The following is a 13,288-nucleotide window of genomic DNA, read 5'->3' on the forward strand; positions in this document are numbered from 1 at the left end:
ACGGTATTTACAGGGCCGGAAATGGCCCATTACACATCGTGTAAAAATCATACATTTGTAAAGTTTGGATGGTTAAAAAATGGTTTTCGGCTTCAGTGAACACAATGGCCGAGTATCAATCCAAGCAAACGAAGCGGGTGATGTTATCAGCATCATCCGTTTTTTGCATGCGTAGACTTAAATGGTTTATATGTTACTTTTCCATGTGCTAATCTCCTTTTTTAGTTAACATTGGTTATTTGAAATTATAATCGGGTGATGTCAGATAACGGTTATTGCTCTCCCAAGACAATAAGCCGGTTTATTCCCGCTGAATGAACGATCTTAAAGCTCAATCCGCTTTTTTCCAGTGATTTTAAGACAGACTCCAGTGATTTATTTCGATCAATCATGCCGAAAATATTGATTTGAGGAATTTTCCCCCGATAGACTACCTCTAGATCATACCAACGAGCCAATTGCGTAATGGCAATTTGAGGGGACAATCTGTCGAAATAGAAAAAGCCATCTTTCCATGCGGTGTATTGATCCGGATCTGCCTTTTGGACGTTGATGATTCCCTGCCGGTTAATCGCTTGTTCACCGGGGGCCAATATGGTGGTGCCGAGACGTTCTGATACGGGGGCATCCGCTGCTGTGCCATTGCTCGTAGAAACACTTACACGCCCGGTTACCAGCGTAGTCTGGGTTTCGCTTTCATCCGGGTACGCCGAAATGTTGAATTCCGTTCCCAGCACCTTCACCACTTGGCCGTTACTGACCACGCTGAACGGAACATCATCCGGTACGCCCGCCTTTCCCTTCCTTTTCGTCACCGAAAAATACGCTTCGCCCTCCAGGTACACCACGCGCTCACGGCCGTCAAACCGTGAGGGATATTTCAGGGTAGTGGCTGCGTTGAGCCAAACCTTAGAACCATCTGGGAGGATGATGGAGTATGTTCCTCCCTTCGGCGTTGAAAGCACGAGCGTCTCGATAGGTGCTTTGTCATCACCCAGCCCGACAATTTGGGAATGGCCGTCGTTGTACGTAATCTTTCCCGCTCCGATGATGATTCCATCCTGCGTGTCGTCCAAGGCGATGGCTCTGCCATCGGCGAGTGCGAGGGTAGCACGGTTGGTGCCTGGAGCTATCTCCGCGGCTGTGATTTCCTGTTCGGGCGGCCGCTGGTTATTGTTCCATACAAGCAGACTTACTGCCATGGCAAGGACGACCGCCGCGGCATACGGCAACCACTTCGGTAGCTGTGTAATCCGATGTTTTATTAGCGAAACCCGTTGCGGGGGCTGCATGATAATCTGTTGGAATATCCGCTCTTTCGCATCGCTATTTGGATTAATGCCGCTTGCCGGGGACTTGGATAGGCGATAGTAGCCGGCATAAAAAGCATCCTTCACCATGCTATCGGCATTTGGGTCGGCCAATAGGTTTTCCAACTCACCCAATTCTTGAGGTGATGCCGAATCGTTGAGATACTGTTCAACCAAATACGTAATCCTACCGTTATCCATGTTCCTATGTCGGCATCGATTGTCGCGGTTTCCCGCAAAAAGCAATGCGCTCTTTAGACGTAGACGAACGGCGGGTGTTTTCGGGGGTATCGTTAATGAAGTTTTTTTAGATCAGCCTGAACACAATCAGTATCATTACAATGTCCGTGCGATGGGCCAGGTGTTTTCGGAGCGCGCTGAGCGCTAGTTTCATGTAAGACTGTACTGTAGCGGGAGAAAGATTAAGCTCTTTAGCGGCCTCTTCGTACTTTAAGCCCTGCTGGCGGCAAAGCCGAAATACGCGTTTCTGTTGTGGTGCCAATAATTCGATGGCCTCATCGAGTATCCTGCGCGTATCATTGAGCATGATTTCTTCTTCGGTGTCGTTATGTGATTCCGACCAATCTATGCTGATTTCACGATTTGCCCGTACGGTTAGCTTTCTTCGACGGAGTATATCAAGTGCGTGGTTGCGTGCCATGGTAATCAAGTAACTTTCAAGATTTTCAATTTTCGTCAATCTGTCTTTGAGCGTCCATATTTTTAAGAAAGCATATTGAACCATTTCCTCGGCAAACAGGTCTGATTTGAGCAGGCGAAGGCCATAGGCATGGAGACTGTCGTAATAGTGGTCATAAATGACTCGAAAGGCTCGTTGGTCTCCCTGGGCTACCTTAGCCAGTAGCTTACGTTCATCCAATAAGATTTTGGCGGCCATTTACGTCTATCCATTTATAATTGATCCTGCAAAGTTAGTAAAATCTGCTCGTTTCTATCGACCTACTCACGGCGCACTTCACTAAGATAAAGATGTGTGAGACCCCGGACAAATAGATTTTTTAAAAGTGATGGTTCGCCGATAATATGAAAATCCCAACAAGAATTTTACACTTCTGTTGTAATTATTGAGCCTGGGGAGCGTTATATGTATAATACAGAAGTTTGTCTTTTCATAATAGGTTTATAATTGGTTAGTTAGAAGACCCCGATTCTCCTCGTTTCGGGGTTTTTCTTTGGCCGACAATCAAATAGTCTACAGTCAGCTATTGCTCGCAGGGGCATCGATAGTATTTTGGCCAATCACAGCGTACCAAGCAAGATATGACCACATACACGCATACCCGCTTTTAGCAATGTTGCTTTCGAAGCGATGTTTTTTATATTGCAGCGCGCAGAGGGAACCCTATTCATTCGGTAGGCTTCGTTCTTTAATTCCTGTGTAATCAGACTTCCCAAGCCTTTTTGCCGGTGGTCTTCGTCTACTTCATAGTAGATATCAATATATGGGAAATTATAACTCCATACGTGGCCCCCGCTGGCGACTACTTGACCATTTTGCTCCAATACATATTGCGGGTCATGCTCACCGCGCAGCCCGCTCTTCCTGAATACGGTATGGGATACTTCAAAATTTGTTTGGATGCTATCTTCAAACAAGATGGCTTCTGCATGGATCGTATTGGCGTGCTCAAATAGAATTGCAGTCAAGCAAGTGTCATTGCTCTGGCAGTTGATGTATGCTGCACCCGAAACCCGGGCGAACTCCCGGAAAACTTTGCCGGCCAATCTCCTGAAAGGCTCAAGCAGGTAAAACTCGAATACCGTATCCCTGTCCATCCGGTTATTTTTACCCCATAACGATCCATAACCTACCGGCGAGCCGTTCAGCGTGAAAATATAGGTGTCAGCCCAACCCGCAGCATGGCACTTGTGATAGACAAATTGAAAGGAGATCTCTGCGAGGAAAAGATTGCGCAATTCCTGGATTTCTGCCAATGACGTTTTAAGGATGTTGAATTGCATAAACAGCCTGTTTGGTAAATTGCTTGATTTGGAGTAACACTCCATATCAAATTTACATTTTTTTCAGCTATTTATTCCGCGCGACAAAAAATCAGTCAACGGACCATGGATCACGAAACCTACCCTTTTATTTAAGAATGGATGCGATAACGGCTATTATAAAACTGACAACGGCCGCTATGGTGCGGATTAAATTCAATTTATTCCAGGAGGCCTCAAACCTTTCCCTTAAGGAAAACAACTCTTGCAATGAGGCGGTGTTAAGATTAGTAGACTCCAACATATTGTTTAATGGCACATTCCCAAATATAGTGACACCAAATACCCCAACAACATAGATGACGGTAGCCGATAGGAACAGCCAAAATGAAAAATTAATACCGGCATTGTAAGAGAACCAAGTTACCGCCGGCAGAACGACCAAGCTACCCATAAAACTCGTGAAGAACCAAGCATTCAAAATAACGTTATTGATCGACTGGAAAGCCATTAAATATTCCCTGTCCGAAAGCTTGCCCAACCCGCCCGTGACGGAACAGGCATAGCTATAAAATAGCCCTGCCGCTAAGCCGGTCAATGATACCGCTATGATTTGAATGATCTGATAAAAACCCATAATTTTTGATTTAAAACTTGGGAGCAAAAATATAGGGCGGACAAAAATAGAAATTGAATAAATCGGACAAAGTGACTATCGCAGATTTTTTAGCTGCAAAGGCCTTTTTCCCGTAAATTTCTTGATGTTTCGTATAAAATGGGATTGGTCGGCGTAACCGTTCTCATAGACGATGTCGGTCAATCTCGAAAAGTCACCGGTAGCGATTTGCTCCAGCGAAGTTTGGAACTGTATTATTTTTGCGAACTTTTTGGGAGATATCCCGACATAATGATTGAATTTTCTTCGCAACGTTCTTTCGGTGGCATTGAGTCGCTTGGCCAGCTCGTTGACGGCGATTATACCTTTATGGTCCATGACAATTTGAATAGCCCGTTGTATTTCTCGGTACTCATCCATTCCTTTTTCCCGGGCAAGCTTCGAGACGAATTTTGCAATAATTTCAGTCTGTACAATTATTTCGGAATGAGCAGCTAAAGATTTTAATGGATTTTCTATGGTTGCCCACTTGATTTCTGAAAGGTCATGACAGTCGTCGTTTAATTTTCGCGGGTCAACATCAAACAACAATTTGGAAGCAAAGGGGTACAGTTGAAAAACAATCATCAAATAAGGCCCCGTCATCAAAAGGTCGAAGGGCGCTATCATCTGTCCGTATAGGAAAAATTCGGTAAGTTCTTTTTTTCGTGGTAGTAAAAGCCCTTTTTCTGATTGCAGATATACCATTCCCGGATAGCCATCCGCAAAAAACCGAAGCGTAGAATTTTTTGGGCCATCCTCGTGCGCTAGAATGAAAATTTCCTTAACGAACAATTCCAAATCGTTATCGGCTATTATTTTAGCGGTATCTATCAACGTCAAATCATTTTGTTTCGCAGGCTTGCTTAATTCGTAGACACGCTTATACCAGAAGCAAACGAAACAAAAATAGGAAAATCCATAGGACTTCTCCCCTATACGAGTTCAATTGTTTTTTTGCATATTGCCGGTATGAAGATGTTTATCGTTTCGCTTTTGTTTAATCTGCCTCTCGTCTTTTCCTGCGCGGTAGGGGCAAGCGGTTCGGAGGATGGTCGGGTCGCCCCATCAGCAGACACGATCACTGTGATGGCTTACAACATCCACCATTGCAATCCACCCAGTGAATCGGATCATATAGACGTTGATACGATTGCGCAGGTAATCCGCAAGCAAAATCCCGATTTCGTCGCATTACAAGAAGTGGATGTGCATACAAATCGCTCCGGAAAGGAGCTCGACCAAGCCAAGCAACTCGCCGAGTTAACTGGGATGCACTATTATTTCAAGAAGGCCATCGATCACGACGGTGGAGAATATGGCGTGGCTATCCTCTCGCGGTGGCCCATCCAGGATACCGCTAGCATCCAATTGCCCATAGCGCCGGATGTAAGGCACGAACCGCGGGTGGTCGCGGTGGCGAATGTAACGTTGCCTTCGGGAAGAATAGTGCAATTTGCCAGTACACACTTGGACCTGACCGAAGAAACCCGCGTTTTGCAAGCAGCCGAAATCGTTGCCCGTTTGGGAGTTGGGGCTGGCGTACTGGTGATTGGGGGTGATTTCAACGCACGACCGGGAAGTAAACCGATACAGGCGCTGGAAGCTTCGTTCCAAAGTAGCTGCGCGCCCGCAGATTGCCCGTATACTATTCCTGTAGATGAGCCGAAGGCAACTATCGATTACCTGTTTTACCGAAAGTCTACAACCATCACTGTGCTAAATCATTACGTGGTCAGCGAAAAATATGCCTCAGACCACCTACCCATAGTCGCTACACTTCGCTTAGAATAATGATTTAATGTCCTGATGTTGAGCGGTTTTAATCGGCGATTAACCGAAAGTCTTAAAAAAAATGTTTTTTATTTTGCATAGTGTAAAAAATACACTATCTTTGTTGCATCATAATTTAGGTTTATAATTGGTTAGTAAAGGTTTCCATTCTCCCCGTTTGGAAACCTTTCGTTTTTACCGCCGAATCGACGCTATCACTTAAAATTTTAAAACAAAACCTCTCCAGCACTGTATATTATAATCCAGTACCTCGAACAAACATATACTTAGGAGTGCTCACCTATGAAGCACTCACCTGTCGGAAGATAATGGATAGGAACAATTCAAACGATTATGGTGGTAAGTGTTTGTACGCGAATGCTGCTCAGTGTGAGCTGCGGGGTGCTGTTATTTTGTAGTCATTCCATGGGCTACTTTCCGGTTTTTAACCAGGGGTTGGTTCAACAGGACACCATTCCAAAGGATAGCATCCCGACGGATACGATTGAAAAGGACACCGTGCCACAAGACACCACCAAGCGTATTGCCAAGGGCTTGGTGGAAGATGACGCAGGCGTACCGTTGGTCGGCGTCACCGTCAGTATCAAGGGCTCGGACGTCAAAACGCAGACGGATGAAAAGGGTGCCTTCGAAATCCAATCACCCGCGGACACCGCGGTTATGTTGGTGTTTTCCATGCTGGGTTTTGAAACGTTTGAGATGCCCATGAGCATTGCCGATGGGCAAACGGTCACCTTGAAACCGCAGGATGCCGATGAAAACGTATTGGAAGAGGTGGTCGTCATCGGGTACGGCACTGTGCGGAAGAAGAATCTTACGGGGTCGGTGAGCTCCCTGAGGGGAGATGCGTTCCAGAATAATGCGATCACCAATACGGAAGATGGCATAGCGGGGAAAATACCGGGTGTACGGGTGAGTCAGGGTACCGGGGCACCCGGTAAAGCGGCAAACATCAAGATCAGGGGCGTAAACTCGGTAACGGCATCCAGCAGCCCGTTGTATGTAATCGATGGGATTCCGCAGGATCACATGCGGAATGTAAACCCGAGGGATATCGCGTCGATGGAAGTGTTGAAAGATGCTTCTTCAGGTGCAATATATGGTGCCAGAGGTGGAAATGGCGTGATTGTAATCACCACCAAATCGGGAGTAGAGGGGGATACGAGGATCGATTTCAGCAGCTATACCGGATTTCAGGAGGTAGACCGATTTCTGCCCATGATGAACACGCAGGAATATGTCGCTTATATCCAGTATCTACGCGACTCCCGTTTCCAGCAGACGGGGGGCGACCTGACCGCACCGGTATCGTCGCGACCAGCCGCATACCAATATCCGGATAGTTACCTGAATCCGGCTACTTTACCCGATAATAACTGGCAAGAGGTCGTTTATCGGCGGGCTCCGATGCAAAACTATGCGTTGAATGTATCGGGCGGAGGAAAAATCGGCACATTCCTCGTATCGGGTTCCTACCTAAGGCAGGATGGGGTGATGCGGTACACGGGATTCGAGCGCTACAATTTCCGGGCAAACACCAGCTTCAATATCGGTGACAAGGTGAAGTTGGGGGCCAACGTGGCAGCTTCCTTTAACCGGATCGATGATCCCGAGACCGACGGAAAGGAAAGCAACGCACACTATGCCTTAGCCATGCCGCCGGTGGTGGCGACCGACCAGAATACGGAGGCAACAGGCTATTCGCCTGCACAGACGTATGTGAATCCGCTGGCGAGGCTCCGAGAGATGACAGCCCGGGCTAAAGCCAATGAGCTTCAAATCAACGCCTTTGCTGACTATGCGCCTGTTGAAGGACTTACGCTGCGCACACAGCTTGGCTACATTTCGGCCCATGCAGCCTACAATGAGTTTACGCCCGCAAATGTAAACAAGGGGGCACAGGCCAATGGCTATGCATCCAGCACAGACAATTACGTATTCAGTGTCCAGAATACGGCTACGTATCGTCCCGATTGGGGTGAAGACCATGTCCTGGATCTCCTTTTGGGGCAAAGTTATGAACACATCCGCCAGGATTTACTGGCGGCCGCGGGCGATGGGTTTGCGAATGATCTGCTCCCTACACTGAATAATGCCAATAATCCTACGCTGGCAAGTACCTCCATCGGAGAGAGCGCCACCACCTCATTTTTCGGGCGGGCTCAATACCACTTTCGCGATAGGTATCTGATTTCCATCAGCGCGCGTTACGACGGGTCTTCGCGATTTGGCCCAAATAGTAAGTGGGGGCTCTTCCCCGCTGCCTCCATTGGGTGGAAGATAAACGAAGAAGCCTTTTTACAGGAAGTTGAGTGGTTGTCGCTGCTCAAAATAAGGGCATCGATAGGCCGAGCGGGCAATGACCGGATCGGCAACTACGAGCACATTTCGCTCCTCGGAAGGCAGGATTATAACCTCAACGGGAAACTTGTAACCGGATTGGTGCCCAGCAACATCGCGAATGAAAACCTAAGTTGGGAGACGACCTTATCCAGGGATATCGGCTTGGATATATGGCTCTTGGACGACCGCATACAGGTAACAGCAGATGCCTATTTCAATAGGACGAGCAACCTGTTGCTTAATGTGCCCGTCTCGCGTGTAAGCGGTTTTTCGACGATACGGCAGAACATCGGTGAGGTGGAAAACCAAGGCTTCGAATTACAGATTACCTCACAGCACATCAAAACCGATGATTTCACTTGGACAACGTCCGTCAACTTCTCCAAGAACAGTAATAAGGTCCGTGCGCTGGCGTCGGGAATTGACCGGCTGATCATGCTCACCACACTTGAGGATTTCAATGCCTATATAACGGCCATTGGCCAACCCTTGGGCAGTTTTTACATGTACAAGACTGATGGTGTGCTGTTACCTGCGGATTTTGACGAAACCGGTGCACCGCGGGTACCCATCATCAACGGACAGCTGGAAGGTAACCTGAAAATCGTGGACATGAATAGCGATGGTCAAATCAACGAGCAGGACCATACCAACGTTGGAGATCCTCAGCCTAATTTTCTGTGGGGATTATCGAATAGCGTCTCTTACCGGGGGTTCGACCTGAGCTTTGACATTCAGGGGCAACAGGGTGGTGACGTGTTCTACCTGGGGCGACGGGGCTTCAACAACGGATTGGGTGAGGGGACCAACCAATACCGTGACTGGCTACATGCATACAAGCCTGAACAGTTCACTGCAAATATCCCGGCGGGCATAGACATGAGTTGGGACGGCCGGACGCCAAGTGTGGTGGGCGTAAATCCACCGTACAACGATACCTGGGTGTATGACGCAACGTTCGTACGGATACGGAATATAACACTTGGATACAATTTTGCACACGGCGTACTGAAAAAATGGAACGTAAACGCCGTCCGGCTATTTGTGATGGCCGACAATTTACACACGTTTACCAAATACCCAGGTGCTAATCCGGAAGCGAACAATGCCGGGGGCTCGGGTACGGGCGAAAATACCCGTCCCGCAACGGACTATGGGGGATATCCGATATCGAAAAGATTTTCCTTGGGGGTAAACATCTCCTTTTAGCTTAGTAATACAAAGGCATGAAAACGTTCAAAACAATGAAAGCGAGCAACTTGCTGGGTTTACTGATGACCACTGCTGCATTATTGGCAGCAGGGTGCAACAAGAAGTTGGATCTCACACCGCAATCCGATTATAATACCGAAGATTTCTATAAGACGGCCAATGATTTCAGGCAGGCCGTATTCGGCGCTTATGGCGGGCTCCGGTCGGTGCATGGCTTCGACTACCCGATGATGATGGAAAGTCTAAGTGACAATGTGAATACGCTACAGAATACCACCAACAATCCGTTGGCTCGATTCGGCTTTACGGCAGGCGATGACCGTATCCTGGGTGTGTGGTCGGCGTATTGGACCGTCATCAACCGTACGAATAATATACTCGACCAGATCGACGGGGGAGATTTTCCGAATGAACTGGTTCGGACGATCATGCGTGGCGAAACACGGTTCATCCGTGGATATTGCTATTTCCAACTCGGTTGGATTTTCGGGGGTATGCCCATCATCGACCGGCGGATGAGTGCTGAGGAAATTGCGACTATACCGAGGGCTTCCCAAGCGGAAACCTTTGCATTTGCAGTGGCCGACATGGCCGCCGGCGCTGAGGTGCTTCCCGAGCAGCAGGGCGGAGATAACCTGGGGCGGGTTACCAAGTTTGCAGCAAAGGCGATCCTTGCCCGCGTTCATTTATATGGCAGGGACTACGAAAGTGCCAAACCGCTGCTGGAGGAAATCCTCGCTTATGAGGGCCTTACGCCCTACGAAAATTACGTGGACTGCTTCGTCAATACGAGGGACAACGGGTCGGAACATGTCTTCCAGATTCAGTATACATCAGGGCTGAATAGTCAGGGGAACCCGTTAGTCTATTCGCTTGTGCCAGAAAATTTGCGCTCCGAGTTGTTTCCACAGGGCGGTCGATCCACATGGATTGCCGTATCCAATGATTTATATGAGTCATACGACACCGCGGATGTGCGTCGTGATTTGACCATCCAGCAAGGATATGCCAGTGGCAATGACGTGGTAGACAGCCTAACGCTTTTATATATCAAATATGCACACGGTACGGTGCCGCCCAACAAGGAGGACAACGATGTGAATTTCTCCATTGTGCGCATCACCGATGTGCAGTTGATGTATGCCGAGGTGCTGAATGAATTGGGGTATGTTGCGGACGGCGAAGCATTTGCACTGCTCAACGGGGTGCGGAACCGTGCTGGAGTAGATAGCCTGACGGTATTGGACGCGCCCGACCAAGAAACGTTCCGCGAAGCGGTCTTCGGGGAGCGACGGCTGGAGTTTGCAGGCGAGGCACTACGGTGGTTCGATATTGTACGCCAGGGCCCTGAAAAGGCTACGGAAATCATGACTGCGTTCTTGGCAAGGGCTGAGGAAGGCGGCGGGCAGATCAGCTTTGATGCCAAATACCTCCTGATGCCGATCCCCGCAAGTGAACTGCGTACCAACCCCACATTAGCACAAAACCCCGGCTATTAGCCGGGGTTTTGTTTCCAGTTACTGGAATTTCTTGGCATTTATCTTCCGCTCGTTTTCCGTGAGGTAAATCTTGCGGAGGCGGATACTCTTGGGTGTTACCTCGATGTATTCATCGGCCTGGATGTATTCCATCGACTCTTCGAGTGAGAACTTGATGGCCGGTGCGATGCGTACGTTGTCATCACTGCCGGATGCCCGCATGTTGGTCAGTTGCTTGCCTTTCACAAGGTTAATCACCAAATCATTATCGCGGATATGCTCGCCCACAATCTGCCCTTCGTAGATATCCACGCCCGGGTCTACGAAGAAACGCCCGCGGTCTTGCAACTTATCGATGGAGTAGGCCGTTGTCTGCCCTTTTTCCATGGATATCAATACGCCGGCCATCCGGCCAGGGATGGTGCCTTTCCAAGGTTCGTAGGCTTTGAAGCGGTGTGCAATTACCGCCTCGCCCGAAGTGGCGGTAAGCACGTTGTTGCGCAGGCCGATGATGCCGCGTGCGGGAATGTCGAATTCGAGGTGCTGCATGTCCCCTTTGGTTTCCATGATCAGCAACTCGCCTTTACGCTGTGTTACCAGCTCGATTACCTTGCCCGATACTTCGGCAGGGACATCCACGACCAACACCTCTATGGGTTCGCATTTCACCCCATCAATTTCCTTCACAATGACCTGCGGCTGGCCTACTTGCAGCTCATACCCTTCGCGGCGCATGGTTTCAATCAACACAGACAAGTGAAGGATACCCCGACCATACACGAGATAGGAATCCGGCGAGTCGGTTTGAACGACCTTTAAGGCCAGGTTTTTCTCCATTTCCTTATAGAGGCGTTCTTGGAGGTGACGTGACGTCACAAATTTGCCTTCCTTGCCAAAGAACGGGGAATTATTGATGGTAAAGAGCATGTTCATGGTCGGCTCATCGATGTGGATGACCTCCAGTTGCTCGGGGTTTTCGAAGTCTGCCAGGGTATCGCCAATGTCAAAGCCCTCAATGCCTACCACGGCACAGATATCGCCCGCCTTTAGTTCCTGTACCTTTACGCGGCCCAGCCCTTCAAAGGTGTGCAGTTCTTTCACGCGCGATTTCACAATTTTACCATCGCGCTTTACTAAAGAAACAGGTTGGTTTTCCTTGATGACACCCCGGGCCACACGGCCAATGGCAATGCGTCCAACAAAAGAAGAATAATCCAACGAGGTGACCTGCATTTGCAGGGTGCCTTCAGCATACGGTGCTGGGGGAATATGCTCCAAAATGGCTTCCAGCAGCGGTGTAAAATCCTCCGCGGGCTGTTTCCAATCGGTTCCCATCCAACCTTGTTTGGAGGACCCGTACAATACCGGGAAGTCCAGCTGCTCTTCGGTGGCATCCAGATTGAAGAACAATTCGAATACCGCTTCGTAAACCTCATCGGGGCGGCAATTTTCCTTATCGACCTTGTTGACCACAACGATCGGCTTCAAGCCCAGTGCCAGGGCCTTCTGAGTTACGAAACGAGTTTGTGGCATGGGGCCCTCAAAGGCATCGACGAGTAGGATGACGCCGTCGGCCATCTTTAATACACGTTCTACTTCACCGCCGAAATCGGCGTGGCCCGGTGTATCGATGATATTTATTTTTACGTCTTTATACCTTACAGATACGTTTTTGGAAACAATGGTGATGCCGCGTTCACGTTCCAAGTCGTTATTGTCCAGTATGAGTTCACCGGCTTGCTCGTTCTCCCGAAAGAGGTTGGTGAAGTGGAGAATTTTGTCTACCAAGGTGGTTTTGCCGTGGTCTACGTGCGCGATAATCGCGATGTTTCTGATTTTCTGCATCCCGTAAGGGTATTTATTAAAATTGAGGGTGCAAAGGTACGGAAAATCCATTAAAATGTGCTAGGCTAATGAATTTTTGTTTGGAGGTTAGATGCTGTTAACCGTTGTTTTCGATTTGGATATCGTATTTGTCCAGAAGGCCCGATAGGCCAAAAATGGCGAATTTTGCTTTTTTGATTCGATTTCTTTCCGGATCTATGGAATAGTTGTAGGAAGTCCGGAAGTCGGCTCTTTCGATGTTGGTATTGTCAAATGTGGCCCCAGTCAGGTCGCAATGGTCAAACACGGCACTGGCCAGGTCGCAGTCCGCAAAATCGACTTCCCGTAGCTGTGAATTTTTGAAAATGGTTTTTTTGATTTTTGTTTTATAGAACGAAGAATGATTAAGCTGGCAGTTGTCGAAGGAAAAGGAAAGGCCAAAAGGAATGCAAGAGTCAAATCGAAGGCCCAACATTTTGCAATCTTTGAATCGGATATCCCGTAATCCGGTCTGGACCAATGCTGTCAAACTTAAATTGCAGCCGATGAAGCTGCAGTCAGTAAACGTAGATCCGGAAAGTGTGCTATCCGAAAAATCACAGTGGTTGAAAAGGCAATTTTCATATTCGCCGTGGGGCAATGGTTGTTGTTTGAAGTTGTTTCTATCGAACGTTCTATCTTGTACGTAAGTTTCGTGCATTGGGGGGTGT

At 48.3% G+C, this 13,288-nt stretch carries 10 protein-coding genes; 3 read left to right on the forward strand and 7 right to left on the reverse strand.

Annotated features, from left to right (window positions below):
• Positions 1-272: 272 nt before the first annotated feature.
• The 5 genes from IEV98_RS04135 to IEV98_RS04155 form a co-directional block, all read right to left on the reverse strand.
• A complete protein-coding gene (locus tag IEV98_RS04135) occupies positions 273-1,511 on the reverse strand; it encodes a FecR family protein (protein WP_188504637.1) in 1,239 nt (412 codons plus the stop codon).
• A 106-nt stretch (positions 1,512-1,617) separates the two neighbouring features.
• On the reverse strand, positions 1,618-2,208 hold the full coding sequence (locus IEV98_RS04140) for an RNA polymerase sigma factor (RefSeq protein WP_188504638.1): 591 nt from the start codon (positions 2,206-2,208) through the stop codon (positions 1,618-1,620).
• 362 nt (positions 2,209-2,570) lie between these two features.
• Positions 2,571-3,293: a GNAT family N-acetyltransferase gene (locus tag IEV98_RS04145; protein WP_188504639.1), complete on the reverse strand. Its 723-nt coding sequence runs from the start codon at positions 3,291-3,293 to the stop codon at positions 2,571-2,573.
• Between the two features lie 127 nt (positions 3,294-3,420).
• Positions 3,421-3,909 (reverse strand): anthrone oxygenase family protein, encoded by a 489-nt coding sequence (locus tag IEV98_RS04150; protein WP_188504640.1) that lies wholly within the window; start codon positions 3,907-3,909, stop codon positions 3,421-3,423.
• Positions 3,910-3,984: 75 nt separating this feature from the next.
• The gene (locus tag IEV98_RS04155; protein ID WP_188504641.1) at positions 3,985-4,770 is read right to left on the reverse strand and encodes a helix-turn-helix domain-containing protein; all 786 of its coding nucleotides are present in this window, start codon (positions 4,768-4,770) and stop codon (positions 3,985-3,987) included.
• 129 nt (positions 4,771-4,899) lie between these two features.
• On the opposite strand from IEV98_RS04155, the gene IEV98_RS04160 reads away from it, so the two are divergent.
• From IEV98_RS04160 to IEV98_RS04170, 3 genes are all read left to right on the forward strand, one after another.
• On the forward strand, positions 4,900-5,721 hold the full coding sequence (locus tag IEV98_RS04160) for an endonuclease/exonuclease/phosphatase family protein (protein ID WP_229738560.1): 822 nt from the start codon (positions 4,900-4,902) through the stop codon (positions 5,719-5,721).
• Positions 5,722-6,054: 333 nt separating this feature from the next.
• On the forward strand, positions 6,055-9,273 hold the full coding sequence (locus IEV98_RS04165; RefSeq protein WP_188504642.1) for a SusC/RagA family TonB-linked outer membrane protein: 3,219 nt from the start codon (positions 6,055-6,057) through the stop codon (positions 9,271-9,273).
• A gap of 35 nt (positions 9,274-9,308) precedes the next feature.
• Positions 9,309-10,775 (forward strand): RagB/SusD family nutrient uptake outer membrane protein, encoded by a 1,467-nt coding sequence (locus IEV98_RS04170; RefSeq protein WP_229738561.1) that lies wholly within the window; start codon positions 9,309-9,311, stop codon positions 10,773-10,775.
• Between the two features lie 18 nt (positions 10,776-10,793).
• On the opposite strand, the gene typA is transcribed toward IEV98_RS04170, so the two are convergent.
• Complete coding sequence (typA, locus tag IEV98_RS04175; protein ID WP_188504644.1) at positions 10,794-12,599, reverse strand: translational GTPase TypA; 1,806 nt, start codon at positions 12,597-12,599, stop codon at positions 10,794-10,796.
• Between the two features lie 97 nt (positions 12,600-12,696).
• Positions 12,697-13,278 carry a pentapeptide repeat-containing protein gene (locus IEV98_RS04180; RefSeq protein WP_188504645.1) on the reverse strand — a complete coding sequence of 194 codons (582 nt, stop codon included), beginning with the start codon at positions 13,276-13,278 and terminating at the stop codon, positions 12,697-12,699.
• Between the last annotated feature and the right edge of the window lie 10 nt (positions 13,279-13,288).

The sequence above is a fragment of the Parapedobacter pyrenivorans genome, from assembly GCF_014636865.1.
Lineage (GTDB): Bacteria > Bacteroidota > Bacteroidia > Sphingobacteriales > Sphingobacteriaceae > Parapedobacter > Parapedobacter pyrenivorans.

Excerpts from the sequence above, each read along its gene's own strand:
- IEV98_RS04165 (WP_188504642.1), top strand. The coding sequence starts at position 6,055 with ATGGTGGTAAGTGTTTGTACGCGAATGCTGCTCAGTGTGAGCTGCGGG.
- IEV98_RS04180 (WP_188504645.1), bottom strand. The coding sequence starts at position 13,278 with ATGCACGAAACTTACGTACAAGATAGAACGTTCGATAGAAACAACTTC.
- IEV98_RS04170 (WP_229738561.1), top strand. The coding sequence starts at position 9,309 with ATGAAAGCGAGCAACTTGCTGGGTTTACTGATGACCACTGCTGCATTA.
- IEV98_RS04160 (WP_229738560.1), top strand. The coding sequence starts at position 4,900 with ATGAAGATGTTTATCGTTTCGCTTTTGTTTAATCTGCCTCTCGTCTTT.
- IEV98_RS04150 (WP_188504640.1), bottom strand. The coding sequence starts at position 3,909 with ATGGGTTTTTATCAGATCATTCAAATCATAGCGGTATCATTGACCGGC.
- typA (WP_188504644.1), bottom strand. The coding sequence starts at position 12,599 with ATGCAGAAAATCAGAAACATCGCGATTATCGCGCACGTAGACCACGGC.
- IEV98_RS04135 (WP_188504637.1), bottom strand. The coding sequence starts at position 1,511 with ATGGATAACGGTAGGATTACGTATTTGGTTGAACAGTATCTCAACGAT.
- IEV98_RS04145 (WP_188504639.1), bottom strand. The coding sequence starts at position 3,293 with ATGCAATTCAACATCCTTAAAACGTCATTGGCAGAAATCCAGGAATTG.
- IEV98_RS04140 (WP_188504638.1), bottom strand. The coding sequence starts at position 2,208 with ATGGCCGCCAAAATCTTATTGGATGAACGTAAGCTACTGGCTAAGGTA.